Genomic DNA, 26,481 nt, shown 5'->3' on the forward strand with positions numbered 1-26,481 from the left:
AACACCGCCCACATTAATAAATACTCAGTTACGCTTTGCAACAATCATCATAATATCGCTGGTAAATGAACCATCAGCTTGAATCTCATAATGATTAATCACACTATCAGAGGCTAATTTTTGCAGTTCACGGATCGCGATAGCGAAATATTCTGGTGTGCGCATTCTGGCAATCCAACTACTGAACTCCAAATGCAGTCTATCGGAGGTCACTTCATTAATGACCAACCCAGCATCAGTAAACAGCGCTAGCCATTCACCCGGGGCGTAATTTCGTACATGTGAGGTATCACGTAAAACTTCCACCGTCTGTAGATAAATATCTAACACTGGATGACCGGGGGAGACCACATCCATAAAAATAACTTTGCCGCCGGGACGTAATACCCGCTTAACTTCGCGTAAAGCCTGACCAACATCGTGCCAGTGATGAGCAGAGTACCGGCTAATGACAATATCAAAACTCTGATCATCAAACGGCAATGACTCAGCGAGGCCTTGTTTCACCTCTATATTAGTCAGTTTTTTATCCGCTGCCGCTTGGCTAACCACTTGCAGCATTTGCGCTGAAAGATCATAAGAAACTACTGACTTAACCACCGCCGCCGCAGTAAAACTGGCATGTCCGGCACCACATCCGAGATCGAGTAAACGGGCATCGCCATGAGGTTGCAGTAGTGTTGTCAGGCGCTGTAAATCCTTACCCTGAGCATGGACCGCACTGGTTAAATAAGCATTGGCCTGATCACCAAACTGCCTTTCAACTGCATCTTTATGGCTATTTTGTGTTGTCATTACATCCCCGTTTATAGTTAACCTTATGATTTACTTTATGTATCTTATTTCCTGCAAAACGTTAATATGTTTATCTTGAACTCAATTCACTATATACCCAAATTCATTGAAGTTATAGATAGACTGAAATATCTCAATAGTGCAATTTTATTAAGGAAAATATCATGGTAACACTCCGAGCAATGTGTTCTGAGGAGCTCGCCGATTATCGGAATTTATTTATCGCAGAATATGCACAGGATTTATCATCCAATAGTGGTTATAGCCACGAGCAAGCCGAGGAGCATGCGACACACAGCTTTGATGGCTATCTACCGCAAGGTATTAATAGCCCAAATGACCACTTATATTGTATCGAAAATAAAGCCGACTCGGGCCAAGAGCAACGGGTTGGTTATTTATGGTATGGCTTGGCTGAAAATGACAGTGCAGCCTTTATTAAAGATTTCTACGTGTTACCACAGTATCAGCGCAAAGGTTATGGTTCATCCTGTTTACAGGAATTGGAAAAGCGGTTGGTTGAACAGGGTATATTTGAGATAAAACTGCGAGTTGCGGCTGATAATCCACAAGCCAAAAGATTGTATGAGCAAATGGCATTTGTCGTGACGGGGTTTAATATGTCCAAATCGTTCAAGCCGACGGACAAATCATCATAGAGATAAAAGCAATATTCGGAAGGCGCTTACAGAGTTGCAAACGAAAAGAAACAAAAGGCTGAAAATCGGACGAACAGTTCATCAGGTACTATTCCTGCTGTTCCTCTGATAAATCAGGCTAATCGGCGTGTTAGTTTTGGCTTAAACCATTTTATCATCGCCCATCTGTTGCAGTTGATCTTTATAGGATTTCACTTTCTGGCGTTTCTTCATCCAGATAGAAAATGACACCACAAAAATCCCACCAGCCAAGGTTAATACACCCAATTCATGCTGATAAAACAACATAATAACAAAATAGACAGCAGAAATAATTGCTACCCATTTAGCCGTATGACCAATAGAGTTTTTCTCATCAGTCAAACGGCGGATACTCTCTTCTTCGCTGATCCCCATACTTAATCCTCCTTAGTGACAAGCTTATAATATTGGGGCAGTTGCATGATAATTCAACATATTTTTCAGCTTTTATTTTGTTCAGTCCAGATAGCGCTGATTGACTATCCATTTTATTTCACATTGCGGCGATGATCGCCGCTGTAGTAGCAATAATGAGTATCAATAAAATTAGGATATACCTTCAAAGATTACAGGCTGTCTTGAAATTTTCTCGCTTTGGCTGTTTGCTGCTTTTCCAGTTCAAAGATGGCACGCTGCAATCCCTTTTCTTGGATTGGGCTTAAACGAGGAAATTTAAAACTCAAGCGCTGCACGGTAAGCGTTTCACCTTTGTTATTCACAACCTGCTTATCGATCGCCCGGATAAACTGCAAATCCAGTTTAAAAATACCAAAACCACATAAATCAACCGCGACATCACGCAGAATGCCACACCCCTGGACCGGGAATTCACTGCCTTTTACTGCATACAACCCCATTCCGCCCAAAGAGACATCAGCCAAGGTATAGGAAAATTTACTGCCATCTGCGAATTTCCCTGAGCAGTAATAAGCTGGCCACTGAGGGATATTTACGCGGAAATACTCTCGACGTTGGATGAAGTAAAGGTTTTCTGGAATAGCGGTGCTAAAGGCGGGTAATGATAAATATTTTATCTCTTTCAGATGATTACAGGTGAACTCGATTTTTGCACCGGTAGGTTCTGCAATAACAGTCAGTTGGTTGGCAGCAAGAGCCGAGATATTCTCATGAGCTACGCTACCAAAATCAAAAATAAACTGATTAGTTTCAGGTACGACATCCAAGATACGGCTAATAAATTGCCCACGGGCATGAATCACCATCACTGCGGTATCGTTCTTCTTTAAATCACGAAGAATTGCACAGATCGCTAATTTATTGGTTTTTACAAAATTCTCTTTAGACGCTTCGCTCACCTGCCATTCCCCATCTTTAATTTATTGCTCTGGCTAGCCAGACTATTATTAAAAAGCATATAAATATCAGACATTGTTATCGGCAGGTGGCGACAATACTTTAATTATTCTTTTATAAACTGTGCGTCTAACTCACCGCTACAGACCAGAGCGGTGTTTAGTCAAAGCTAGTTCAGCGTCCAATAGGATTTATTAGCCTCGATTAGATCATCTAAAATCAACTTTGCAACTTTTGCACTCGGAATGGTTTTAGATAATGTCAGTGCTTGCCACAGCTTTTGGTAAGATTTTTCAACCCAAGCATCAACAACCAACTTTTCTACCGCATGTTGCTGATACAGCAACCCACGCTGGAAGGTAGGAATATCGCCAATAGCTAATGGCTCAACCCCTTCAGTTCCAACCAAACAAGGCACTTCAACCATAGCATCGTCATCAAAGTTACTGATAGCGCCTTTATTAGGCACAATCAGCAACATACGGCGCTTAGTATTAAATGCAATGGCCTGTGCTAAATCAACAATATAAGACGCATGCTCATCAATCTTAAGTTGAGTATTTACCGCACTGCCCTCCGCAATAATTTTACGACACTCATCAAAAACAAATTTTTCCCGGCCTTCCATCACTTCATTTGCTCGTGAGTGATCCGGTGAGGCATGCGCCACCATATCATCGCCATACAGATAATATTGCAAATAGGTATTCGGGAAGCTACTGGGATCTAATGCGAAGCTATCACGGGCTTTGGCAAAAGTTTCACTCCAGCTTATTTCCTCTTTACCTTCACCTTGCTCATCAGCATAACCATATTGCCGTACATGTTCTGCCAGTCGCGGCATTAAATCCTCGCCGGTGACCTTATCACGCACAGAATTCCACCAACCAAAATGGTTAAGGCCGTAATAGCGGGTTTCCAAATCTGCCGCCGAAGGATAGTGCAGTATTTTTGCCATTGCCTCTTCAATACTGATAGGCATATCACAAATATGATAAATACGTGCTGTTGGCCGTAAGCGCCGTGTTGCTTCAGCAACAATAGCCGCCGGGTTAGAGTAATTTAGCATCCAAGCCTTTGGCGAATATTCCGTCATATAATCAAGAATCTCCAGCACTCCGCCAATGGATCGCATGCCATAAGCAATCCCACCAGCCCCACAGGTTTCCTGCCCAACACAGCCATATTTCATTGGGATTTTTTCGTCTTTTTCACGCATCGGCAGTTTACCTTGCCGAATATGCGCCATCACGAAATCAACACCACTAAAAGCGACTTTAGGGTCTGTGGTATAGGAGAATTTTATTCCGCTGGATTGTTCACGCAGAATAATTTCACAGGCTTTAGCCACAACTTCCTGTCGCGGCCCGTCATTGTCATACAGTTTTATTTCCGAAATAGGGAAACGATGTAAATTATCCAACAGCATAAGAATAATGCCATGGGTATAGGTTGAACCACCACCAGCAATCAAAATGGATGATTTCTTCATCTAAAAAACTCCTTAATTCATCAACTCTGCAAATTGTTCATAAATATGCGTCACATTGTTGCCAACAATCACCTGCACATCATTGCCATTTTTATAAACTTCAATCGCGGAATAGGCCTTAAATGCTGTGCTCGGTTGAACTCGGCTAATATCTTTTACAACTAATCTTAAGCGGGTAAAGCAGTGGGTGAAGCTGGCGATATTGTCTTTCCCACCAGCAGCCTCTAAATAAGCGCTGGCGCGTTGTTGGAATTCATTCCCTTGATTGTCACCTTTTTGTTTGTAGTCTTGCTTTGAATAAAGCTTGAGATCGCTATCTTCGCGGCCCAAGGTTTTGAAGTTAAATTTGAGAATTAAAATACGGAATATCAGGAAATAGACACCACTGAATATGAGACCGACAATAATCTGAGTAATCATCACATTGGCATGGTTACTGAACATTGGAATCCAGTTTTGCGTCGCCCACTCAAGAATCCCGGAACCAAAGTTCCCCACCACACCCAAGCTATACATGACGACTGTCATGGTGGCGGAAAGCATGGCATGAACCACAAACAGTGCCGGAGCAATAAATAGGAAGGTGAAATCTAGCGGCTCAGTAATACCGATAAACATGCTGGTAATGGTTGCAGGGATCAGTAACCCGGCAACTTTGGCTTTATTTTCCGGTTTCGCCGTACTGTATATCGCCAAGGCCATACCTAAACCACCAAATACCGCCCCATTCCCCTGCATAGCAAAACCACCGGCTGGGAAAAGTTGTTTTAGCGGCTCAGTGGATTGACTAAATTCTTGTAAATGAGTCAACCAGTACAATGTAGTGCCGCCGGGTACCGCAACATCGGTATATTGGAAAGGACTATAAACAAAATGGTGCAGACCTGTAGGTAATAAGATCTTTTCCAAGAAGATATAGCACCAGATACCCAAATTACCGGCATGCAAAATAAAGCCTTGTAATGAAATCATACCTAACTGCACTTTTGGCCATAACATCAGTGTAATGAAGGCCAGCGGCAACATAACAATGAAGCCGAGGATATTAACGAAAGCGGCTCCCTGAAAAATACTAATATAGTCAGGTAGTTTGGTGGAGTAATAGCGGTTGTGTATCCAAGTGACCAAACTGCCACATAAGATGGCGCCAATCACACTGGTATCCAGTGTCTTAATCCCGCCAATGGTTGCCAACCCGCTGGTACCACCAGTTTCTTGCGCAAAATTAACGCCCCAATGTGCACCCCATACTTCACACATTGCACCAAGAAAGGCATTAAAGGTCAGGTAAGTAATTAAAGAAACCAGACAAGCAGAAGCCGGTGCTTTATTGGCTAATTTTATCGGTAAGCCGACAGCAAATAGTAGTCCCATATTGTTAAATACAGTCCAACCGCCGGATTCAATAATTTTCATTAATTGGAAAAATAAACTATCTGGACTGGCAAAGGTGGGATTTTGCAACACCAGCGATATGCCAACGACCATCCCAGCAAAAGGGAAAAGTAGCACCGCACCGAGCATTGCCCCGCCAAATCTATTAAACGAACTAAACATGATCGTTTCCCTCGTGAGTATCAACAATCATCACTCTATGGAATCGCCCGTTTATGACCTGACGATTGATAAAAATTTGTGATCGGGACTGCATTAAATCGCCAAACAGATTTGTATATTATTCAGGCAAAAATTAGACATTTAAGCTATTTTTTATACTAGGCAAATTTTAACAATTAATTATCAATAGATTAAAAAATTGTTCGTGATAAACATCACTCTCAAAATAGGTATAAAAATGGTATATAAAAATCTAGTCACCAATATCCGAAAGTTAATAAATCATCAGGATATTTCTGTTGGTGACTGCTTACCGTCTGAAATTCAGCTAGCTGAGCGTTTTGGCGCATCACGAATGACGGTCAGAAAAGCATTGGATGTCTTAATTCAGGATGGCTTACTGGAACGACAGCAAGGTCGGGGAACATTTATTATCGGAAAAGATCTTAAACATGATAATAATCATCTGAACAGTTTTACCGAACATATGAAAATGCTGGGTAAAACCCCTCATACTGAAGTATCTGAATTCAAAATTATCAGAGCACCGCAAGCGATAGCCAGCCAGTTGAATATTCAACCAGATGACAAAACTTATTATATCAAGCGATTACGCTACGCTGATAAACAGATTATTCAGATAGAGGAGAGTTATCTACCGGTCGCTCTGATGCCCGATTTAACTTACCATCACCTTGAATCATCAAAGTATGACTTTATTGAGAAACACGCTCATTACCAAATAGAAGGTTGCCGACAGACATTTTTACCTATTGTGGCCAGCCAAGAGTTCGCCCTACAACTTCATTGCGACCCGCGTACCCTATTGCTGCAATTATTAGCCGTATCCAATACAACTGATGGGGTGATTGTGGATTTTTCGGTGATTACCTTTAATCCGGTAGATTACAAAATTAGTTACTATCTTAAGCGCCACCCTCTCGATTAAATGATGGGGTGGTGCATTAATCTCTATCTCGCCGGATTAATGCACCAGAGCTATATTGTACTGATTAAATTGCTATTAATCCTAGCCAGGCAGTAAGCTCCCTAAGCCAATAAACAGACCAGCAATAGTGGCGCTCATCAGATTAGATAATGTTGCCGCCAGTAATGCACGGAACCCTAAGCGAGCAATTTCAGATGCCCTTTCTGGTGCCACAGCACTGAATGCCCCGACCACAACAGCAATTGAGCCAAAGTTGGCAAAACCGCACAGTGCAAAAGAGATAACTGCAATGGTTTTGACATCCAATGTGCCAATTGTCTCTTTCAAATAAGGGGAGAAACTCAGATAAGCGACGAATTCATTAATGGCTAGCTTCTGGCCGATAAAGCCGCCTGCCAGTGAGGCATGCTCCCAAGACACGCCCATAATATAAGCCAGAGGTGAGAACACATAACCAAGGATGCTTTCCAGACTCAGATGCTCAAAACCAAATAGGCCGCCGATGCCACCAATAATACCGTTAATTAATGCAATTAATGCCACAAAGGCCATCACTACAGTGGCTACCCCTACCGCTATTTTCAACCCCAACATCGCGCCATTCGCCGCCGCTTCGATAATACTGGCAGGACGTTTATCACTGAAGGTCATTTCATTAAATTCTACTTTTGACTCTTCCGTTGCAGGGCTGATAATTCGCGCAAATAGTATCCCGCCAGGGATCGCCATCAATGACGCGGCCAACAAATATTCAATAGGCACCCCAAGGCCAGCATATCCCACTAGCATAGAGCCGGCGATGGATGCCATACCGCTACAAATCACGGTGAATAACTCATTGCTGTTCATCTTATTAATAAAGGGCTTTACCACTGCGGGTATTTCATTCTGACCCAGAAAAATGGTTGTTACTGCCGCAAATGATTCTACCTTGCTGATACCCAGTAATTTTTGAAATATAGAACCAAGAATATTTATCAACCAGCCCATAATGCCAAGATAATAAAGAATAGAAATTAGCGAAGTGATGAAAATAATGGCAGGTAATACATGGAAAGCGAAAACAAATCCTGCACCATCAAATAGCTCATTCATTTTTGGGCTAACTAAGCCACCAAAAATAAATGCGCTACCTGCATCACTATAAGAAATAACTCGATTCACAGCATTAGCAATAGATGAGATAAACCACTTGCCCGCAGGGACATAGAGCATGACCGCACCTAGAGTGATTTGCAGCAATAACGCTGCCCCTACCGTTCTTAATCTTATTTTTCTTTTGTTTACCGAGAAAATATAGGCGATAAGCAATAAAATGCACATCCCCGCCAAACTACGCAATAAATCCATAAATCCCCCGAAGTATTTATAATAAGCCCATGCTCGAAAAGGTGCCCCTTGGACAACAAATGTGTCAGGGCACCTCAAGGATATGAGCTATTATTTAGCAACTGTAATAAGGACACTATTTAAGGCGTATTACCGTTCTACAAATTAAATAATACTCTGGTATGAACAGGCGATTTTCGCTGCTAATTTCGCATTATTAAATACCAGTTGGATATTGGCATTTAAACTGTCGCCACCGGTTAATTCAGCAACTCGGGCCAGCAAGAATGGTGTACTTTCCTTGCCGATAATCCCTTGCTCTTCTGATTCTCTAACTGCCTGTTCAATAGCGGCATTGATCATATTTTCTGATAGTGCATATTGTTCAGGAATTGGGTTGGCAACCACCATTCCTCCGCGTAGCCCCATACCCCATTTGGCATTCATTGCCGCCGCAATTTGTTCAGCACTGTCTAATGTAATACTGACCTCAAATGGACTGGTTCGGCAAAAGAATGCCGGTAGTGAGCGAGTTTGATAGCCAATGACTGGAACACCGTTGGTTTCCAGATATTCAGTGGTTAAGCCTAAATCTAGAATAGATTTCGCGCCCGCACATACGACGGTGACATTGGTTTTTGCCAGTTCCTGTAGATCCGCGGAAATATCAAAGGTGGTTGCTGCACCACGGTGCACCCCGCCAATACCGCCGGTGGCAAAGACCTTAATCTTGGCCATTTCCGCAATAATCATGGTAGAAGCCACTGTTGTTGCACCATGCTGTCCATTAGCAACCACAAAAGGTAAATCGCGGCGGCTAACTTTCATAATGCTGTGGCCTTCTTTGCCCAGCAATTCTATTTCATCTCTCGATAAGCCCGCTTTCATCCGGCCATTTATAACCGCAATAGTGGCAGGAACTGCGCCATTTTCACGAATTTTCTGTTCAACCAGTAAGGCTGTTTCTACGTTTTGTGGATAAGGCATCCCATGAGAAATAATGGTAGATTCCAATGCCACCACGGCTTTATTTTGCGCCAAGGCCTGCGCAACTTCCGGTGAAATATCTAAGTAAGATTGTGCCATTGCATTATTTGTCATGGTTGTAATTCCAATAGTTTTTTAACACTGCCATTTGACAGATTAGGGTTATTGGTCAGTTCCGAAGAGAGTGTTAATGCTGAACAGCCTTGAGCAAAACGAATACTCTCAGCAAATTCCATATCATCCAGCCAGCAACTTGCCAGCCCTGACATCATGGCGTCTCCGGCACCGGTCACATTTACAATGTTGATATTCAGTGGCAGCGACCAGCCAGTCTGTCCGTCAACTTCGCTGAAATAAACGCCATCTTTCCCCATACTTAGCGCCAGGCGTTGGACACCCTGCTGATGGAACCAGCTCGCGACTGCCGGAATATCATCGTGGCTGTTAATCTTCATGCCACTGAGTATTTCCGCCTCCAGACGATTAGGTTTCAAGGTATGAATATGAGATAGCCAATTTTTAATTCTGGGGGCTTTAAATGCTGAGACAGTATCTACGAATACCGGGACATTACCGGCATTGGTAAATATCCATGAAAGGGACTCTTCCGTTAAATTACAATCAACCACTAATATTCCAGCGTGCTGAATTAATTCCTTGGTGGTGGCCAATAATGAGGGTGTGAGTTTTTCTAAAATGCGCATGTCATTAATTGCCACCAACATTTCACCACTATTATCCAGTAATGAAACATAGGTTGAGGTGTTTTCCCCATGCAGGCTGTGGCAGTTACTGACATTGACACCAGCCCGCTTGGCTTCATCAATCAGGGTAGCACCATAAAAATCATCACCGACAACAGAGATCAAATGACATTCTTTGCCCAATAACGCGATATTCTCGGCAATATTTCGCCCTACACCACCCGGCGTACATTTTATTTTTCCCGGATTAGAGTCTTCATAAATAAGCTTACTGGCGGCATAACCACAAACATCCATATTGACCGAACCAATCACCACCACGTAGCTGTGCTCAGATAATATATATCCTTTCCCTTTGATATAGCCTTTCTGCATCAGATTCATAATGTGACCGGCAACACCCGAGCGACTAATGCCTAGAATATCGGCAATTTCTTGCTGGGGGATCAATGGATCTCGTCTCAGAAGCTGCAATATTTGTTTTTCTCGGCTGGTCATAATGGACACTTGTTTGTTTTTAAACATGTGTCTGTTTTATTATTTTGATTAAATAGAGTAAAGCGTATTTTATTAATCTGTTTCAAAGTTGGGATAGCGATCGTAAGCGTGTTTTCAAGCAGTTACAGTGCATTTTTTGTGAGGTCACTCAAGGAATCTCTCTAATTAAAATGTGTTTAAATAGTAAGATTCCTAATGGCAAGATATTGAGCTAAAAATAAAGATAGAGAATCAACGAGATAACAGTCTAGAAGGAAATAACCAAACAAGTGTTGGGTTGTCTATTTTTCAGGAACTAAAATGATGAATGAGGATAAAGGCGTTTCATCGAATAATGATCTATTTCACACTTAATTAGATTTATTTCATTACTTTTTATGTGGGAAAGTGATGCATAAAAAAAATAAAGCGACATTAGCGCAGAGCCAATGTCGCTTTAATATGCCTATTTCGATACCCAGTAGGTATTTCAATAAGGTGGGTTAGCTAGCTGCGCACTAAATCATCGCCATAGCCAATCCACTTATAAGTCGTCAATGCATCTAGCCCCATTGGGCCACGGGCATGGAGTTTTTGCGTACTGACCGCCACTTCTGCACCCAAGCCAAATTGGCCGCCATCGGTGAAACGCGTGCTGGCATTAACATAAACCGCCGACGAATCAACCGCGCGGACAAAATGCTCGGCGCTACTGAGTGAGCGAGTCAGAATGGCGTCAGAATGGCTGGTACTATGTGCGCGGATATGACCAATGGCGGCATCAATATCGGCAACAATATCTACATTAAGATCCAGCGATAGCCATTCATCATCATAATCAGCCGCTTCTACTGCCACGACTTTAGCTTTACCTTCCGCTAAGTACGGCATCGCTTGTGGGCTGGCATGCAGTGTCACACCAAGGGCGTACATTTTAGCACTCAACACGGGCAAGAACTGCTCGGCGATGGCCTGATGAACCAGTAATGTTTCCAGTGAGTTACAGGCACTTGGCCGCTGAACTTTAGCATTTTCAATGACCAATAGTGCCTTTTCAAAATCAGCACTTTCATCGACAAAAGTATGACAAACACCGATACCGCCAGTAATGACCGGGATCGTTGATTGCTCGCGACACAGTTTATGTAAGCCAGCTCCGCCCCGGGGAATCAACATATCAACGTAGTTGTCCATCCGCAGTAATTGATTCACCAACTCGCGATCCGGGCTTTCAATCGCCTGCACTGCCGCTGCGGGTAAACCGCACTGTTCCAGTGCCTGTTGAATCACTTTCACTGTTGCCTGATTGGTATGGTGAGTCTCTTTACCACCACGCAAAATAACGGCGTTGCCGGTCTTAAGACATAGGCTAGCCACATCAATCGTTACATTAGGGCGGGCTTCATAAATGACACCAATCACTCCCAAGGGAACACGGCGGCGTTCCAATTTTAAGCCGCTGTCGAGCAGGCTCCCATCAATCACCCGGCCTACCGGGTCATTCAGGCGGCATACCTGACGCACATCATGAGCAATCGCCGCCAGACGTGCCGGGCTAAGCAACAGCCGATCAAGCAGCGCTTCACTCATACCACTGTCACGCGCGACCTTCATATCTTGTTCATTAGCCTGCAAAATAGTCTGACTTTCAGACTCCAGCAGATTAGCCATCACGGCCAGCGCCTGATTTTTCTTCGCGGTGCTCAGCATCGCCAATTGCCAGGAAGCCTGTTTGGCGGCTTTCCCCATCTGTTCCAACATGTTCATGCTTGCTCCTTAGCTGACAATCATATCGTCACGATGGACTGCCACCGGGCCATATTCATATCCGAGGATTTCACTGATTTGTTGCGAATGGTGCCCCGCCAGCAGGCGTAAGGCATCACTATTGTAGCGCGACACACCATGGGCCAGGTCGCGCCCACTGAGATTGCGAATACGGATCACTTCGCCGCGCGAGAAATTCCCTTTTACATCACGGATGCCTTTTGGCAACAGCGAGCTACCCCGCTCCATAATAGCGGCAACCGCACCATCATCGACGGTAATTTCACCGGCTGGCGGAGCACCGAAAATCCAGCGTTTGCGGTTTTCTAGTGGTGTTTCCAGTGCATGGAATCGAGTGCCTACTGGCGTTCCCTCAATGACATCAGCAATGACACCCACTTGACTGCCTGCGGCGATGACCACATCAATACCCGCACGGCACGCGACATCCGCGGCTTGCAATTTGGTCGCCATGCCGCCAGTACCAAGGCCAGAAACACTGTCGCCCGCAATCTCGCGCAAAGCATCATCAATACCATGCACTTCACGGATTAATTCAGCTTCAGGATTATTTCGCGGATCGGCGGTGTATAAACCCGCCTGATCAGTCAGTAATAGCAGCTTATCAGCACCGGCAAGGATCGCCGCCAGTGCCGAAAGATTATCGTTATCGCCGACTTTTATTTCGGCGGTAGCCACAGCATCATTTTCATTGATAACCGGGACGATGCGGTTATCCAACAAAGCATTCATAGTGTCGCGGGCGTTGAGGAACCGTTCACGATCTTCTAAATCAGCGCGAGTCAGCAGCATCTGCCCCACATGGATGCCATAGATAGAAAACAGTTGTTCCCAAAGCTGAATCAGCCGACTTTGCCCGACTGCCGCTAATAGCTGCTTCGAGGCTATGGTGGCGGGTAATTCAGGGTAACCCAAGTGTTCACGCCCAGCGGCAATCGCCCCGGAGGTAACAATAACAATACGATGACCTTTTGCGTGTTGCTGGGCACATTGACGCACCAGTTCAACAATATGGGCACGGTTAAGACGACGGGAGCCGCCAGTCAGAACACTCGTTCCCAATTTCACAACCAATGTCTGGCTGCCACTCATAATTTTTCTGCCATTGAGATGAATAAAAGAAATGATTCAGGGATCGTTTTAGCAGGCGCGAGGCATTATGCCAACAGGCATGACAAGAAATTCCCCTTTTTATTGTGCTAAAGGGGAATTTCTCTTCTTATATTGCTTATTAATAAATATATTTTAGGCGGATAGCTTAACAGGTTGGTCGCTAAAGTCCTGCGCGGGCTCCAGCCTCATTTCGATCGATGTCAGCATATCGGCAAGGCGCTTATGGAAACCACGCAAAGTGGTCTCCAGCTTCTCTTGTACTTCAGGATCTTTAATCTTTTCCGCTTTCCAGTTGCCATCTTTATTAAACAGGCCGAGCTGGTAAACATAGGTGAAATGGTCAGTCGCTGGTTCCAGCTCTATCCACCATCCCCAGAACTCACGCTTCTCTGGAGCCAGCTTCACATTGACGCACACAGCTAAACAATCAAAAAAGAACCGGTCGTTCTGGCACTGCCCTTCACGCAGGTATGGCCCTAAAGCTGCAAAACGTTTCATAAGCTTGCTTTTAGGATGAGCACTGGTTGACGTCATTCTTAAATCTCCTTATGTAGACGCACCTTTTTAGCAAACTGTTAAAAATTAGCAACTCATTAACGCATTTTATCTTCTAACCACTGGCTGGTTTGCAATAATGCACGATGGAAATTGTCATACAGTGGTGTTGATGGTATAGCCAACAGTTTGCCGTCAGCAGAAGAAGAAGAAATCAGCTTGGATTCTTCTTTCGGGCTAAAAGGATCATTTTCCCAGAAACCTGCCAGCATCGGTGTTTGGCAACGCCGCCCCAACAACCCCTGAGTTTTCAGCGAGTAACGGTTCATTTCTGCTCTAAGGATTTCATCTGATGCATCTGCCATACCCAAGCGACTAGCCATCACATCCATATACATATCCGGCACTTTGCGCTGGCTATCTGCATTACACAAAAGATGATGAACAATCGGCCCAAGGCAAGCAACAGCTCGCACACGCTGCGGCTCCAGATACCCCAAACGTACCGCAACATTGGCACCAAAACGGAAACCAAACGCACTGACGCGTTGATGGTCTACCCACGGAATATCCGGCAGCGCATGTAGCACCTGCTGATGGAGGAAGCTGGTGTCCTGGGTGAGTTTCCAACGAGAAGAGGCCCCAACAGAGGGCATGTCGATGGTCAACATAGCTATCCCTTTAGGTGCCAGATAGTCACGGAACAGACGATGATAATCACTTTGTAAGGTATCCAGCCCACCGCAAATCAGTACCGTTGGGAACGGTGCACTGCCCTCTGTTGGCATATGCAGGAACCCCGAGAGAGTACCGCCATCTGAAAGAGTAAAATTCAGTTCTTTTAAGGTATAAGCCAGATGATGAGCAGCCTCTTCATAAGCCCGGTTAGACAACACCTCGACTTGCTCGGCCAACTCATCCCCTTTTAGGTGTGGGTAGCCAGCAATACTGTATAAATTGGCCGCATTCAGCCAATACTGACCGGCATTCATTGGGTCGGCTTCTTCCATGGCTTTTTTCTGCCATTGCATCCCCTGCTGGGCCCACTCATAAATCCAGTTACCATTGCGGTAGCCCACCACGGTATCCAGCAATTCGTTATCACTATGTTCTGCTTTCGAGCAGGCAATACGTGACAATACCTCTTCGATTTCCAATGGATCGACACCGCGCCAAGTCCAGATTAAGCGGTTGATCATACGATACCAATGGCTGGCGGTGTCGCCATCCAGTGCCGAGTGAACACTCATAGGATGGTTACAATGAGCATGCCGCACTAAAGTTGAGGTTTCAGGGTGCTTGAATTTTGGTTTAAACAGAATTTCAGAAAGGTTGGCTTGTGCCATGATAACAATAGCCTCCATAAGCCGTCGGGCCCGTCAAGGGCTGATCAGATGGGGACAAGTGTACTCATACTGCGGGGAAAATGAAACGCCCGGTGTCATTGAGGTACATCGGGCGCTCTAAAGTTTGCTAGATTACTTGCTGCTCAGTGGGGCAACGAAAGTTACCGCCATATCCCATGGCTGTTCAATCCATGTGTTCTGAGGAATATCAACTACATAGTCATCAACTAATGGGCGACCAGCAGGTTTAGCAAAAATTGTGACAAAATGTGCTTTCGGATACATATCGCGAATCGCTTTCGCGGTGCCACCGGTATCAACCAGATCATCAATCACGATAAAACCTTCACCGTCGCCTTCTGCGCGCTTTAAGACTTTAAGATCACGTTGATTATCATGGTCATAGCTAGAGATGCAAACGGTGTCTACATAACGAATACCCAGCTCACGCGCCAGAATACCAGCCGGTACCAACCCACCACGGCTCACCGCGATGATACCTTTCCATTGCTCGGCTGGCAGTAAACGCTGTGCCAGTTTGCGGGCGTGAATTTGCAACATATCCCAGGTAACGACGTATTTTTCGCTCATAAAGTGTAATCCCAGCCAGTATAGAAGTGGCTTGCCATGTATCAGAAGGGGAAAAAAGGTTGCGCGAGATTATAGAGAGCCAGCCGGATAAAAACCAGCAATTATCTGGCTAATTAATCAGGTTAGACGCAGTAATTGTGCTGCGGTACGCGCGTAACGCTAATGAAAGTGATATTCTCAAACTATCTCGCCATCTTGATGGCGGTTTGTCACTACCCCTAAAATCTTTAGTCATCAACCCAATAGCATCTTTGACAGCTCATTTGTGAGTTGCCGGTATAGGAATGCTATTACAGGAGACTTACAGTGTCTGAACTGTCTCAACTTTCGCCTCAGCCGTTGTGGGATATTTTCGCAAAAATCTGCTCTATCCCTCATCCGTCTTACCATGAAGAAGCGCTAGCACAACATATTATGACGTGGGCCAAAGAAAAAGGCCTGCATGCCGAGCGTGACCAGGTCGGTAATATCCTGCTGCGTAAGCCTGCTACCAAGGGGATGGAAAACCGTAAGCCCGTGGCACTGCAAGCCCATCTGGATATGGTTCCGCAGAAGAATAATGATACGGTACATGACTTTACCAAAGATCCGATTCAACCATATATCGATGGTGAATGGGTTAAAGCCCGTGGCACCACATTAGGTGCGGATAACGGCATTGGTATGGCTTCCGCGCTGGCAGTGTTGTCTGACGATAGCGTCGAGCACGGCCCGTTGGAAGTGCTGCTGACCATGACCGAAGAAGCGGGCATGGACGGCGCATTCGGCCTGCAACCTAATTGGTTAAAAGCCGATATTCTGATTAACACCGACTCCGAGCAGGAGGGTGAGATCTATATGGGTTGTGCCGGTGGTATTGATTTTATCACCCGTATGGCACTGCAGCGGGAAGCTATCCCTGCGGGTTACCAGACGTTGAAACTGACCATTAAAGGCCTGAAAGGCGGTCACTCTGGTGCTGATATTCATCTGGGATTAGGCAATGCCAATAAACTGCTGGCCCGCTTCCTGTTTGAACAAGCCAAAGATTTAGACCTGCGGGTATTGGATCTGAATGGCGGTACGCTGCGTAATGCTATCCCACGCGAAGGTTCGGTTACTCTGGCGATTGCCGCAGATAAAGTCGATCAGTTGAAAAGCTTGAGCCAAGATTATCTGGCAACACTGAAAAACGAACTGTCCGCCGTCGAAAAGAATCTGACCATCGTGCTTGAGCCTGTTTCTACCGAAGCAAAAGCACTGACCAAAGAGACTCAGCAGCGCTTGGTAGCATTATTGAATGCGACGCCAAATGGCGTGATCCGCATGAGCGATGCAGTAAAAGGCGTGGTTGAAACCTCACTGAATGTGGGTGTGGTTACCATGAATGAAAACGAAGCAGAAATCATTTGCCTGATTCGTTCTCTGATCGACAGCGGTAAAGATTACGTGGTGAGCATGCTGACAGCGATTGGTCAGTTGGCTGGCGCTGAAACTTCACCCAAAGGCGGCTACCCAGGCTGGCAACCGGACCCTAGCTCACCCGTGATGGCGCTAGTGCGGGAAACCTACGAGAAGTTATTTAACAAAACGCCAAATATCATGGTTATCCATGCCGGTCTGGAATGTGGTTTGTTCAAAAAACCTTATCCAGATATGGATATGGTCTCCATTGGGCCAACCATGACCGGGCCACATTCACCGGATGAACAAGTTCATATCGAGAGTGTGGGTCAATATTGGCAGTTGCTGACCGCGCTGCTGAAAGCGATTCCTGAGCGTCAATAATACTCGTCATACTTCCAGCCGCTCGAATGATTTAGAGTATGGCCGTAGTAATGATGGTGGGTCTGACTGACCCACCATTTTTTATCTCATTGTGCGGCTATTCCCAACTCAGCAGCAATTGCCGCTCAAGTTGTGGGTCGAGCAAAGTGACATGCAGCCCTACTAGCCGCACACCTCGCCCGGCGCGCCGCTCATTCCATGCCGTGCGTGCAACTTGCAGTAAATCGTCTTTATTCAGCTTCGGCCAAACATGCTCTTGTGTGGTTTGCTGGAAGTCATGAAATTTCAGTTTTACCCCCTGCCGGGCAATATGCAGATCGGGCCTTACCTTGCGCAAGCGGGTTTCCAGCTCCGTGTATAGCTGCTCAATCAAGGATTCACAGCTTTGCCAATCATGAATATCCTCGGCCAAGGTTCTCTCGACGCCCACTGATTTGCGCAAACGATCTGGCGAAACCTCGCGCTCATCAATACCGTGGCTACGCTCCCACAGCACATGGCCAAACTTACCAAAACGCTTTAATAGTTCAGCCTGTGAGAAATTTTGTACATCACTACAGGTTAGCAATCCTAACTCTTGCAGTTTGCTGGCGGTCACTTTACCCACCCCCGGAATTTTACTCAGCGGCAAATCGTGCAGGAAGGGCAAAACCTTGTCTGGGGTTATCACATACTGACCATTGGGCTTATTTAAATCAGAGGCTATCTTGGCCAAAAACTTGATGGGGGCAACACCGGCAGAGGCCGTTAAATTAAGCTCAGTAGCAATGGATTGGCGGATTTCCTGTGCAATTAAGGTGGCAGAGCCACTGCATGCCGGACAGTCAGACACATCCAGATAAGCTTCATCTAGCGACAGCGGTTCAATCAAAGGAGTATAGCGAGCAAAGATCTCGCGGATATGCAGCGAAGCTTCTTTATAGGCCGCCATTCGCCCGGGGATCACTTTTAGCTGTGGACACAGTTTAAGCGCCATGGCTGTCGGCATCGCGCTGCGCACACCATAGCGCCGCGCCGGATAGTTCGCCGTGCTGATCACTCCACGCCGATCCCGGCTCCCGCCAATCGCAATGGGAATATCACGCAAGCTGGGATCGTCGCGCATTTCGACTGCCGCGAAGAAGCAGTCCATATCGACATGAATAATTTTTCGCATATTCCCCCCAACCAACCACTGTATAAGTATACAGTCTGATTGGAGGAATTCAAGATTATCCTAATTTGTAGCTATGGTCATGTCGCTATATCGAAAAGCTAAGCGGATAACAGAGCCACAGCTTCAATTTCTAAGGCTAAACCATAATGCAAGGCAGGCACTGGCACCACGCAACGTGCCGGTTGGTGTGGCCCCAGCCAGTCAGCATAAAGCGCATTAAAATCTGGCCATAATGCCACATCACATAAATAGACCCGCACCTGAATCAAGCTGGTTTTACTGCACCCACAGTCAGCCAAAACGCCCTCGATATTGGCAAAAACCTGCCGCGCCTGAATATCAAAAGGCTGGTTTGATAATACCTCCCCTTGCATGGTCACGGGCAACTGGCCGGAAAGATAAACCATTCCGCCCGCACAAACTGCATGACTATAATGGCCCGCTGGAGGCTGGCCCTGGGTCGCATTAACCAACACCATCTCTGGCATCAGCAAGCCTCACCAATAAAAGTGGCTAAACGGGCTAAATCAACATTGCCGCCAGAAATAATCACGCCGACCCGTTTACCACGCAAATCAAGTTCAGCGCCAAAAGCGACCGCCGCCCCTAGGCACCCCGTGGGTTCAACCACGATTTTCATTCGGCTGGTGAAAAATTTCATTGCCGAGATAAGCTGCTCATCAGTTGCAGTCAGAATATTATCAACCCGCTCCTGAATCACCGGGAAGGTATAGTGGCCCAGAGCTTGGGTTTGAGCACCGTCAGCAATCGTGGTGGGCGTGGCTATTTTAACCACTTTGCCGCTACGGAAACTGAGTTGACCATCATTGCCAGCCGCAGGTTCTACCCCAATAACCTGGCAATTTGGGTAGAGCGCTTTGGCAACCGTGGCACAACCAGAGAGCAATCCCCCGCCCCCTAGTGGCACCAGCAGCACATCCAACTCACCGACTTCATCAAATAACTCTTGTGCTGCGGTGCCTTGCCCCGCCATCACATCTGGATAGTCATAAGGCGGAATTAAGGTTAGCCCCTGTTCCTGCGCGAGTTTATTGCTAATGGCTTCTCGATCCTCGCGATAGCGGTCATACAGCACCACCTCGCCACCATAGCCTCGCGTGGCGGCAATTTTGGCCGCAGGCGCATCCTCTGGCATAACAATAATGGCGCGGATCCCCAGTTTGCGAGCAGACAAAGCAATAGCTTGCGCATGATTTCCCGAGGAGAAAGCCACCACCCCTTTAGCTTTCTGTTCCGGCGATAATTTCACTAACGCGTTATAGGCTCCGCGGAATTTGAATGCCCCCATATGCTGGAAATTTTCGCATTTAAAAAACAGCTGTGCGCCCGTTAGCTCATCTGCAGTGGATGAGGTCAAAACCGGTGTTTTTAGCGCAAAACCAGCAAGCCGCTGATGTGCTTGAACAATATCGTCATAACAGATTGCTAATGGGGCCATCTTCAGCTTCCTTCAGTCGGGAGATAGGTATAGACCGTAGAACGGGCGACACCCAGATTATTGGCAACGATAGTCTGCGCATTTTTCAGGTCCATCAGACCCGCTTGGGCCAGTTGGCGCACAATCTCACGCCGCTGTGCCGGGTTTAGTGCGCGTGGAGTGGTGTTGTGAGCGGCAGCAAACTGCTCCAGTTCAGTACGCAACATCTCAAGGCGAGGTGATGCCAGAGACTCCTGAACCTCTGTTGGCGTGGTTTGTGTCAATTGAGACAAACTGGCACTAACAGCCGAAAACAGCGAGATATCCATATTGAGGCAAAGTGCCCCAATGAACTCTCCTTTACTATTTTTCAGGCCAATTGAGGTACTTTTCGCCGGGCGACCATCAGGAAACTGGTTCGGATAATTGAGGATCACCTCGGGAAAATTGGGATCAGCAATGCGGCTCAAACCCAGTTCAGTCGCAGGTTCACCCACTTCTCGACCGGATAAATTGTTGGAAATAGCCGCAATGGCATGCTCTGGTTGCGTGAGATCGTGCAAAACAAATTCCACCAAAGGTGCAAAAGTTTTGCCCAGTGCCTCAACGATTTTTTTGCTCTCCCGTAACAGGAGTTGGTCTTCTGTAAGTTTCATAAATGAAGTATTGTCACTTTATGACATTTTGTCAATCAAGTTATCTGCAAATAAAGGCAATAAAAAAAGCTGCGCACGGCAGCTATTTTTTGATCGAAATGACAGCAGGGAGCGTTATTGAAGAATGGAGCTTTTCAGCCCTTTATCTTGCTGATGGCGCTCTAAAGCCAGTTCAATAAGCCGGGTGATCAGCTCGGTTGAACCCACCCCAGTGGCGCGCCATAATTTGGGATACATGCTGATATTAGTAAAGCCGGGTAAGGTATTTATTTCATTGATAACTATCTGGTTATCAGGCGTTAAGAAGACATCAACTCGCGCCATACCACAGCATTCAAGGGCACGAAAAGCGGCTAATGCCACCGCACGGATTTGATCGCTGACATCGGTGTCTATCGCCGCCGGAATAATGACCTGTGCGCCAGTTTCATTAATGTATTTAGTATCATAGGAATAAAACTCATCACTAATGACCACTTCACCACACAAACTGGCTTGTGGATTGTCATTCCCCATAACGGCACATTCTATCTCGCGCCCAACAATAGCCGATTCCACCAGCACTTTGTGGTCAAAATCAAACGCTAACGTAACTGCCTGCTGATATTCAGCCTCATTACGAACTTTGCTCACGCCAACTGAAGAGCCTTGGTTCGCGGGCTTAATAAAGAGTGGCAAGCCAAGTTTTGCCGTGACCTGCTCAAAACCGTAATGGTCTTTGTTAGCCCGTGTCAGTGTAATAAATGGCGCAATATTCAGCCCAGCATCCCGCAGTAAACGCTTAGTAATATCTTTATCCATACTGACCGCGGAACCGACCACACCCGAACCAACAAAAGGAATATTTGCCATACGCAGCAAGCCCTGCAAGGAGCCATCCTCGCCTAATGTACCGTGTACAATAGGGAAAATAACATCCAACTGAGCCAGCGCAGAGGCATTATCGGTAGTAATGAGCTGTTGACTGGCTTGACCGGGGATCAAGGCAACATTTCGGTTTGAATGATTTAGAGAGATTAATGCAGGATTTTCTGCATTTAACAGATAACTGGATGCATCATTAACATGCCATTGCCCTTGTTTATCAATACCCAACAGCGTCACATCAAATTTTTCTTTATCAATCGCCTCTACGATATTTTTTGCTGACTGCAAGGACACCTCATGTTCAGCCGACTTACCACCAAAAATCACTCCAACCCGCAATTTCGACACACTGTATTCCTTCTTAAGACCCGGTACTTAGGGCAACCAATACCCATAACACTAATACAATTTTTGTCTGTTTAACTAATGCTTTTTAAGATTCCTAAAGAATTTTCTCAACCCTAAGCGACAACAGGTAAAGATCGTAATTATCCTAATCAAAATGCAATACAATTTTCGAAATAACAGAACTGAATTCTGTTGTTAGTATATTTATACTTTTTGTCATTTATTTTTAATAAAAAATCATTAAATTCGACAAAGCAGAAGAACATTATCTATATGATTAACACGCCCTAGAAAAATTCATTATCAATCAATGGATGGAAACCAAATATCATGCGAAATTATATAATGGCTACTATATTACTCTCTACTAGTTTTGTAACAAATGCTAATTCGACCACATCAACCACCGCTATCGATCCGCCACAGATTATTGCCCATCGCGGTGGAACTGCCGACGCCCCTGAAAATACACTGCCTGCCATCAAAAAAGCATTGGATAATGGCGCGAATGCAATTTGGGTCACATTACAGCTATCAAAAGATAATGTTCTGGTGCTGTATCGTCCTTCAGATCTCAAAGTGTTAACGAATAAGACCGGGAAGATTTCGGCCTATACAGCAAAACAACTTGCTCAAGTTGATGCCAGTGTCGATTATAATAAAAATCATAATATTCATCCTGAACCAGGTTCACGAGTTGGTATTCCTACCCTTGATGAAACATTGATAGCATTCCCTACCACAACCTTTTACCTCGATATTAAATCACCAGATGCCAACCCTGCAGTATTCGCCAAAGCCTTGCAAAAAACGCTAGCAACAACCACTAAAGGCGAAGACAATCGATTAGCCCGAACCCGTGTCTACTCAACCGATGATAATTATTTAAATGCGCTGGATGTGGTAAATCAAGACCTTGATAACACACATAAAATAAAACGTTTCGAAAGCCGCGATTTTACCCGCACACAGTTGCTCAACATTACTATGGATCATAAATGTGAATTACCGGCCGATGATATAGAGCGCTGGTATGGTTTGGAATTACACCGTAAAGTCGAAGTGATAGAACAATACACCCTAGGCGAAGGGAGATCTCAGGCCATATTAAGCTGGGATAAGGAAGCGGTTGATTGTTTCCGTAAAAATAAAAATGCACATATTATCTTCTTTGGCATTAACAAAATTGAAGATTATGATGAAGCCAAAAAATTAGGTGCTAATGGTGTAATGGTTGATTCTCCGGCATTATTCAAAAAAATCATTAAATAACAGCAAGTGAAAATATATAGATAACTTATAGCTAAGCTCATTATAGCAACAATAAGTTCAAAAAAGATAAAACCCCAGTCAACAGATAATTGGCTGGGGCTTTAACAATTATTCATTATCTATACCATGAAACAATCTAGATTATGGTTATAGAATACGATACTGATCCAGAGCCTTCTGCCGTGCAGCCTCTTTCGCCAACCGCTTCTTGCGCGAATCACAAGGTTCTGGGCAATCACATACTTTCTCCATTCCCAAAGCCCCAATTCCGCCGCAACTACCCTGCAAGGTTTTACGTTTGACGATATACCCCAGCGACATCCCTACGATGACCAAGAGAAAAAAGACAAAGGACGCGATAAAAACAGTCAACATATTCTCTCCTACTAAGGCCGCTGATGTAGATAAGGCTTGAACGACTCAGAATACTGTTCCTCAAAACCTTTATCGGTTTTGACTATCATAAATACCGGAATACCCAATAAATTAGCCAGTGCCATACCCCGCTCAGGCCCAAGTACGCCTAGCCCGGTAGATAACCCATCCGCCGTCATACAGCTCGGATCTAACACGGTAATTGACACTAACCGATGGTTGATTGGCCGACCAGTCTCAGGGTCAATGGTATGAGAGTAACGGACACCATCCTGCTCAAAGTAATTACGATAATCCCCTGAAGTGGCAACGGCCAGGCGGCCAGGTTCGATAATTTGTTGCGCGCTTTGCGCTGAACCCACCACTGGCTTTTCTATCGCAATACGCCAAGGTTTATTTTTACCATTGTTGCCACGAGTTCGAACTTCGCCACCAATATCGACCATATAATTGTCAATATTTTGCGCTTCCAAATATTCAGCAATAACATCGACACCATAACCTTTAGCTATAGCAGAAAGATCGACATACAGCTCAGGAATATGCTTAATTAAAGCGCCCTTTTTTACGGCCAGTTTGTCAATACCAACCCACTCCTGGCGCTGAGCAATCTCTGCCTCGGTAGGGGTAACATTTGGCCGACCTTCAGGGCCAAAACCCCATAAGTTAACCAAAGGCCCGACAGTCACATCCAAGGCACCGTCTGTCAGGCGGTTAATACGAATAGCCTCGCGGACCACTTTGGCTGTAGCCACTGAAACAGGAAAAGGCGTATCCACTTTCTGACTTTTGTTAAAGCGACTTAATTCGGAGTTTGGTCGATAAGTCGACATCTGGTCATTAACCTGCTCCAGCTCGCGGTCTATTTCCTGCTGTAATTTTTCAGGACTGGGGGTTGATGAGTCACTCACATACTTAATTGAGTATGAGGTGCCCATGGTTTTACCTTCGAGATTGATTTGCTCAGGACCACATCCTGTAAGCAGTAAAAAACCTACCGCCGCCATCATCCAATGCATTATATGTCTGTGCACGATATCCTCAATTTTTTTGTCCCTATGGCACTTAGAGTTACAGCGCTATTAGCTGCAACTCCAAGCCCTTTGCGGATATTTTCACTCACGGCAAAAGCTTGAGTGACGACTCATCAGCCACCGAAATCATCGAGCATGATATTTTCGTCTTCCACACCAAGATCTTTCAGCATCTTGATCACTGCCGCATTCATCATCGGTGGACCACACATATAGAATTCACAATCTTCAGGTGCAGGATGATTCTTAAGATAATTCTCTAATAAAACGTTATGAATGAAGCCGGTATAGCCCGTCCAGTTATCCTCAGGTTGCGGATCAGACAGAGCAACATGCCAACGGAAATTCTCATTTTCAGCTTGTAGCTGGTCAAAATCCTCTTCATAGAACATTTCACGCCGTGAGCGAGCGCCATACCAGAAGCTGATTTTGCGTTTTGAATGCAGCCGTTTAAGCTGATCAAAGATGTGCGAGCGCATAGGTGCCATACCCGCGCCACCGCCAATAAAGACCATTTCTGCGTCGGTATCTTTGGCAAAAAACTCACCAAATGGCCCTGAAATCACTACCTTATCGCCGGGTTTCAGCGACCAGATATAGGACGACATAATCCCAGGTGGCGCATCAGGCACTGAAGGTGGTGGCGTGGCAATACGCACGTTCAGCATGATAATACCGCGCTCTTCCGGGTAGTTTGCCATGGAGTAAGCCCGCACGGTTGGCTCGGTCACCACTGACTCAAACCGGAACAGATTGAATTTATCCCAATCACCGCGATATTCCGCTGGCACATCAAAATCAGCGTATTTCACTGTATGCGGTTCGGCTTCAATTTGAATAAACCCACCCGCGCGGAATGGCACCACTTCACCGTCAGGAATTTTCAGCTTCAATTCTTTGATAAATGTGGCTTTATTATCATTAGAGATAACTTCACATTCCCACTTCTTCACTCCAAAGATTTCTTCCGGCAACTCAATTTTCAGATTCTGCTTCACGCTTACCTGACAAGCCAGCCGGCAGCCCTCTTTGGCTTCGTGCTTAGAAATATGAGACAACTCGGTCGGCAGAATATCTCCACCACCTTCTTTAATCTTTACACGGCACTGCCCACAAGAACCACCGCCGCCACAAGCTGAAGAAACGAAAATACCGTGGCTGGAGAGCATGTTGAGCAACTTATCCCCAGCTGGCGCGGTAAAGCTTTTATCCGCGTCATCATTGATTTCAATGGTAATATCACCCGTATTCACCAACTTTGACTTGGCGAATAAAATCATCACCGTCAATGCCAGCACGATAAGGGTGAACATCACTACGCCCAGAATTATTTCCATCAATTATTCCTGCCTTTATAAGTTCACACCGGAGAAAGACATAAACCCTAATGCCATTAATCCGGTGGTGATAAAGGTGATGCCTAACCCCTGTAAGCCCGCAGGCACATTGGCATATTTCATTTTTTCGCGAATACCCGCCAGCGCGACAATTGCCAGCATCCAACCGATGCCGGAACCAAAACCATAAACAATGGATTCTGGGAAATTGTAGTCACGTTGCACCATAAACGACACGCCGCCAAAGATGGCGCAGTTCACCGTGATCAGTGGCAGATAGATACCAAGGGCGTTGTAGAGTGCCGGGAAATATCGATCAAGGATCATTTCCAGTACCTGCACAATGGCCGCGATAACACCGATAAAGGTAATAAAGTTCAGGAAACTCAGGTCCACACCTTCGACCAAAGCGTTGTCGCGTAACACCAGGTTATAAACCAGATTGTTCGCAGGAACTGAAATACCTAATACCACGGTTACCGCAATGCCCAGACCAAAGGCTGTCGCTACTTTCTTGGAGACTGCTAGGAAAGTACACATTCCCAGAAAGAAGGCTAACGCCATATTCTCGACAAACACTGCGCGGACAAACAGACTGATGTAATGTTCCATCG

The 26,481-nt window shown here is 45.5% G+C and carries 26 protein-coding genes; 4 read left to right on the plus strand and 22 right to left on the minus strand.

Annotated features, from left to right (window positions below; genetic code table 11):
- Positions 1–24 precede the first annotated feature (24 nt).
- Complete coding sequence (locus tag FTA96_RS13615) at positions 25–795, minus strand: class I SAM-dependent methyltransferase (RefSeq protein WP_145574051.1); 771 nt, start codon at positions 793–795, stop codon at positions 25–27.
- Positions 796–959: 164 nt separating this feature from the next.
- On the opposite strand from FTA96_RS13615, the gene FTA96_RS13620 reads away from it, so the two are divergent.
- Positions 960–1,454 (plus strand): GNAT family N-acetyltransferase, encoded by a 495-nt coding sequence (locus tag FTA96_RS13620; protein WP_050144889.1) that lies wholly within the window; start codon positions 960–962, stop codon positions 1,452–1,454.
- 141 nt (positions 1,455–1,595) lie between these two features.
- On the opposite strand, the gene FTA96_RS13625 is transcribed toward FTA96_RS13620, so the two are convergent.
- From FTA96_RS13625 to FTA96_RS13640, 4 genes are all read right to left on the minus strand, one after another.
- Positions 1,596–1,850, minus strand: a complete 255-nt coding sequence (locus tag FTA96_RS13625) for a hypothetical protein (protein ID WP_050110046.1) — start codon at positions 1,848–1,850, stop codon at positions 1,596–1,598.
- A 191-nt stretch (positions 1,851–2,041) separates the two neighbouring features.
- Positions 2,042–2,791: a flagellar brake protein gene (locus FTA96_RS13630; RefSeq protein ID WP_050110047.1), complete on the minus strand. Its 750-nt coding sequence runs from the start codon at positions 2,789–2,791 to the stop codon at positions 2,042–2,044.
- A gap of 167 nt (positions 2,792–2,958) precedes the next feature.
- The gene (locus FTA96_RS13635; RefSeq protein WP_050122609.1) at positions 2,959–4,281 is read right to left on the minus strand and encodes a 6-phospho-alpha-glucosidase; all 1,323 of its coding nucleotides are present in this window, start codon (positions 4,279–4,281) and stop codon (positions 2,959–2,961) included.
- A 12-nt stretch (positions 4,282–4,293) separates the two neighbouring features.
- Positions 4,294–5,838, minus strand: a complete 1,545-nt coding sequence (locus FTA96_RS13640; RefSeq protein ID WP_050110049.1) for an alpha-glucoside-specific PTS transporter subunit IIBC — start codon at positions 5,836–5,838, stop codon at positions 4,294–4,296.
- 238 nt (positions 5,839–6,076) lie between these two features.
- On the opposite strand from FTA96_RS13640, the gene FTA96_RS13645 reads away from it, so the two are divergent.
- Positions 6,077–6,787, plus strand: coding sequence for a GntR family transcriptional regulator (locus tag FTA96_RS13645; protein ID WP_050110050.1), 711 nt, complete (start codon positions 6,077–6,079; stop codon positions 6,785–6,787).
- 81 nt (positions 6,788–6,868) lie between these two features.
- On the opposite strand, the gene FTA96_RS13650 is transcribed toward FTA96_RS13645, so the two are convergent.
- From FTA96_RS13650 to gpt, 8 genes are all read right to left on the minus strand, one after another.
- Positions 6,869–8,137 (minus strand): NupC/NupG family nucleoside CNT transporter, encoded by a 1,269-nt coding sequence (locus tag FTA96_RS13650; RefSeq protein WP_050110051.1) that lies wholly within the window; start codon positions 8,135–8,137, stop codon positions 6,869–6,871.
- A 144-nt stretch (positions 8,138–8,281) separates the two neighbouring features.
- The gene (locus tag FTA96_RS13655; protein ID WP_050110052.1) at positions 8,282–9,217 is read right to left on the minus strand and encodes a pseudouridine-5'-phosphate glycosidase; all 936 of its coding nucleotides are present in this window, start codon (positions 9,215–9,217) and stop codon (positions 8,282–8,284) included.
- The gene (locus FTA96_RS13660) at positions 9,214–10,305 is read right to left on the minus strand and encodes a PfkB family carbohydrate kinase (protein WP_235895656.1); all 1,092 of its coding nucleotides are present in this window, start codon (positions 10,303–10,305) and stop codon (positions 9,214–9,216) included. Before FTA96_RS13660 ends, FTA96_RS13655 begins: the two co-directional genes overlap by 4 nt.
- A gap of 486 nt (positions 10,306–10,791) precedes the next feature.
- Positions 10,792–12,045 (minus strand): glutamate-5-semialdehyde dehydrogenase, encoded by a 1,254-nt coding sequence (gene proA / locus FTA96_RS13665; RefSeq protein WP_186372877.1) that lies wholly within the window; start codon positions 12,043–12,045, stop codon positions 10,792–10,794.
- Positions 12,046–12,060: 15 nt separating this feature from the next.
- Positions 12,061–13,164 carry a glutamate 5-kinase gene (gene proB / locus FTA96_RS13670; protein WP_050101676.1) on the minus strand — a complete coding sequence of 368 codons (1,104 nt, stop codon included), beginning with the start codon at positions 13,162–13,164 and terminating at the stop codon, positions 12,061–12,063.
- 153 nt (positions 13,165–13,317) lie between these two features.
- Positions 13,318–13,719, minus strand: a complete 402-nt coding sequence (gene crl / locus FTA96_RS13675) for a sigma factor-binding protein Crl (protein ID WP_050110054.1) — start codon at positions 13,717–13,719, stop codon at positions 13,318–13,320.
- Positions 13,720–13,778: 59 nt separating this feature from the next.
- Positions 13,779–15,026, minus strand: a complete 1,248-nt coding sequence (gene frsA / locus FTA96_RS13680) for an esterase FrsA (protein WP_145533043.1) — start codon at positions 15,024–15,026, stop codon at positions 13,779–13,781.
- Positions 15,027–15,158: 132 nt separating this feature from the next.
- Positions 15,159–15,617: a xanthine phosphoribosyltransferase gene (gene gpt / locus FTA96_RS13685; protein WP_004707460.1), complete on the minus strand. Its 459-nt coding sequence runs from the start codon at positions 15,615–15,617 to the stop codon at positions 15,159–15,161.
- Between the two features lie 306 nt (positions 15,618–15,923).
- On the opposite strand from gpt, the gene pepD reads away from it, so the two are divergent.
- Positions 15,924–17,384 (plus strand): beta-Ala-His dipeptidase, encoded by a 1,461-nt coding sequence (pepD, locus tag FTA96_RS13690; protein WP_050122606.1) that lies wholly within the window; start codon positions 15,924–15,926, stop codon positions 17,382–17,384.
- Between the two features lie 97 nt (positions 17,385–17,481).
- Here pepD and dinB read toward each other — a convergent pair whose 3' ends face one another.
- The 5 genes from dinB to ddlA form a co-directional block, all read right to left on the minus strand.
- A complete protein-coding gene (dinB, locus tag FTA96_RS13695; protein WP_050110057.1) occupies positions 17,482–18,540 on the minus strand; it encodes a DNA polymerase IV in 1,059 nt (352 codons plus the stop codon).
- 98 nt (positions 18,541–18,638) lie between these two features.
- The gene (locus FTA96_RS13700; RefSeq protein ID WP_050110058.1) at positions 18,639–19,028 is read right to left on the minus strand and encodes a RidA family protein; all 390 of its coding nucleotides are present in this window, start codon (positions 19,026–19,028) and stop codon (positions 18,639–18,641) included.
- On the minus strand, positions 19,028–19,999 hold the full coding sequence (locus FTA96_RS13705; RefSeq protein WP_050110059.1) for a threo-3-hydroxy-L-aspartate ammonia-lyase: 972 nt from the start codon (positions 19,997–19,999) through the stop codon (positions 19,028–19,030). Before FTA96_RS13705 ends, FTA96_RS13700 begins: the two co-directional genes overlap by 1 nt.
- Before the next feature lie 2 nt (positions 20,000–20,001).
- Entirely contained in the window at positions 20,002–20,634 is a 633-nt protein-coding gene (locus tag FTA96_RS13710) for a helix-turn-helix transcriptional regulator (protein WP_050110060.1), read from the minus strand.
- A 114-nt stretch (positions 20,635–20,748) separates the two neighbouring features.
- Complete coding sequence (gene ddlA / locus FTA96_RS13715; RefSeq protein WP_145574055.1) at positions 20,749–21,849, minus strand: D-alanine--D-alanine ligase; 1,101 nt, start codon at positions 21,847–21,849, stop codon at positions 20,749–20,751.
- A 330-nt stretch (positions 21,850–22,179) separates the two neighbouring features.
- On the opposite strand from ddlA, the gene FTA96_RS13720 reads away from it, so the two are divergent.
- A complete protein-coding gene (locus tag FTA96_RS13720) occupies positions 22,180–23,121 on the plus strand; it encodes a glycerophosphodiester phosphodiesterase family protein (RefSeq protein ID WP_145574057.1) in 942 nt (313 codons plus the stop codon).
- A 147-nt stretch (positions 23,122–23,268) separates the two neighbouring features.
- Here the strand turns inward: FTA96_RS13720 and nqrM are convergent, their stop codons facing one another.
- From nqrM to nqrE, 4 genes are all read right to left on the minus strand, one after another.
- On the minus strand, positions 23,269–23,496 hold the full coding sequence (gene nqrM / locus FTA96_RS13725; RefSeq protein WP_050101622.1) for a (Na+)-NQR maturation NqrM: 228 nt from the start codon (positions 23,494–23,496) through the stop codon (positions 23,269–23,271).
- An 11-nt stretch (positions 23,497–23,507) separates the two neighbouring features.
- The gene (locus FTA96_RS13730) at positions 23,508–24,515 is read right to left on the minus strand and encodes an FAD:protein FMN transferase (RefSeq protein WP_050110063.1); all 1,008 of its coding nucleotides are present in this window, start codon (positions 24,513–24,515) and stop codon (positions 23,508–23,510) included.
- Between the two features lie 128 nt (positions 24,516–24,643).
- The gene (nqrF, locus tag FTA96_RS13735; RefSeq protein WP_050144880.1) at positions 24,644–25,867 is read right to left on the minus strand and encodes an NADH:ubiquinone reductase (Na(+)-transporting) subunit F; all 1,224 of its coding nucleotides are present in this window, start codon (positions 25,865–25,867) and stop codon (positions 24,644–24,646) included.
- Between the two features lie 15 nt (positions 25,868–25,882).
- The gene (gene nqrE / locus FTA96_RS13740; protein WP_050110065.1) at positions 25,883–26,479 is read right to left on the minus strand and encodes an NADH:ubiquinone reductase (Na(+)-transporting) subunit E; all 597 of its coding nucleotides are present in this window, start codon (positions 26,477–26,479) and stop codon (positions 25,883–25,885) included.
- Positions 26,480–26,481: the final 2 nt, after the last annotated feature.

Origin of the sequence: Yersinia alsatica, from assembly GCF_902170305.1 — a bacterium.
Taxonomy (GTDB): domain Bacteria; phylum Pseudomonadota; class Gammaproteobacteria; order Enterobacterales; family Enterobacteriaceae; genus Yersinia; species Yersinia alsatica.

What these genes read in the sequence shown, in the direction of transcription:
- FTA96_RS13710 (WP_050110060.1), bottom strand. Translation starts at nt 20,634, where the DNA reads ATGAAACTTACAGAAGACCAACTCCTGTTACGGGAGAGCAAAAAAATC.
- proA (WP_186372877.1), bottom strand. Translation starts at nt 12,045, where the DNA reads ATGTTGGAACAGATGGGGAAAGCCGCCAAACAGGCTTCCTGGCAATTG.
- FTA96_RS13615 (WP_145574051.1), bottom strand. Translation starts at nt 795, where the DNA reads ATGACAACACAAAATAGCCATAAAGATGCAGTTGAAAGGCAGTTTGGT.
- FTA96_RS13645 (WP_050110050.1), top strand. Translation starts at nt 6,077, where the DNA reads ATGGTATATAAAAATCTAGTCACCAATATCCGAAAGTTAATAAATCAT.
- FTA96_RS13660 (WP_235895656.1), bottom strand. Translation starts at nt 10,305, where the DNA reads ATGACCAGCCGAGAAAAACAAATATTGCAGCTTCTGAGACGAGATCCA.
- nqrE (WP_050110065.1), bottom strand. Translation starts at nt 26,479, where the DNA reads ATGGAACATTACATCAGTCTGTTTGTCCGCGCAGTGTTTGTCGAGAAT.
- FTA96_RS13625 (WP_050110046.1), bottom strand. Translation starts at nt 1,850, where the DNA reads ATGGGGATCAGCGAAGAAGAGAGTATCCGCCGTTTGACTGATGAGAAA.
- gpt (WP_004707460.1), bottom strand. Translation starts at nt 15,617, where the DNA reads ATGAGCGAAAAATACGTCGTTACCTGGGATATGTTGCAAATTCACGCC.
- FTA96_RS13655 (WP_050110052.1), bottom strand. Translation starts at nt 9,217, where the DNA reads ATGACAAATAATGCAATGGCACAATCTTACTTAGATATTTCACCGGAA.
- crl (WP_050110054.1), bottom strand. Translation starts at nt 13,719, where the DNA reads ATGACGTCAACCAGTGCTCATCCTAAAAGCAAGCTTATGAAACGTTTT.
- FTA96_RS13705 (WP_050110059.1), bottom strand. Translation starts at nt 19,999, where the DNA reads ATGGCCCCATTAGCAATCTGTTATGACGATATTGTTCAAGCACATCAG.
- dinB (WP_050110057.1), bottom strand. Translation starts at nt 18,540, where the DNA reads ATGCGAAAAATTATTCATGTCGATATGGACTGCTTCTTCGCGGCAGTC.
- frsA (WP_145533043.1), bottom strand. Translation starts at nt 15,026, where the DNA reads ATGGCACAAGCCAACCTTTCTGAAATTCTGTTTAAACCAAAATTCAAG.
- FTA96_RS13730 (WP_050110063.1), bottom strand. Translation starts at nt 24,515, where the DNA reads ATGCATTGGATGATGGCGGCGGTAGGTTTTTTACTGCTTACAGGATGT.
- nqrF (WP_050144880.1), bottom strand. Translation starts at nt 25,867, where the DNA reads ATGGAAATAATTCTGGGCGTAGTGATGTTCACCCTTATCGTGCTGGCA.
- FTA96_RS13635 (WP_050122609.1), bottom strand. Translation starts at nt 4,281, where the DNA reads ATGAAGAAATCATCCATTTTGATTGCTGGTGGTGGTTCAACCTATACC.
- FTA96_RS13640 (WP_050110049.1), bottom strand. Translation starts at nt 5,838, where the DNA reads ATGTTTAGTTCGTTTAATAGATTTGGCGGGGCAATGCTCGGTGCGGTG.
- FTA96_RS13620 (WP_050144889.1), top strand. Translation starts at nt 960, where the DNA reads ATGGTAACACTCCGAGCAATGTGTTCTGAGGAGCTCGCCGATTATCGG.
- FTA96_RS13650 (WP_050110051.1), bottom strand. Translation starts at nt 8,137, where the DNA reads ATGGATTTATTGCGTAGTTTGGCGGGGATGTGCATTTTATTGCTTATC.
- FTA96_RS13700 (WP_050110058.1), bottom strand. Translation starts at nt 19,028, where the DNA reads ATGCCAGAGATGGTGTTGGTTAATGCGACCCAGGGCCAGCCTCCAGCG.
- FTA96_RS13720 (WP_145574057.1), top strand. Translation starts at nt 22,180, where the DNA reads ATGCGAAATTATATAATGGCTACTATATTACTCTCTACTAGTTTTGTA.
- nqrM (WP_050101622.1), bottom strand. Translation starts at nt 23,496, where the DNA reads ATGTTGACTGTTTTTATCGCGTCCTTTGTCTTTTTTCTCTTGGTCATC.
- proB (WP_050101676.1), bottom strand. Translation starts at nt 13,164, where the DNA reads ATGAGTGGCAGCCAGACATTGGTTGTGAAATTGGGAACGAGTGTTCTG.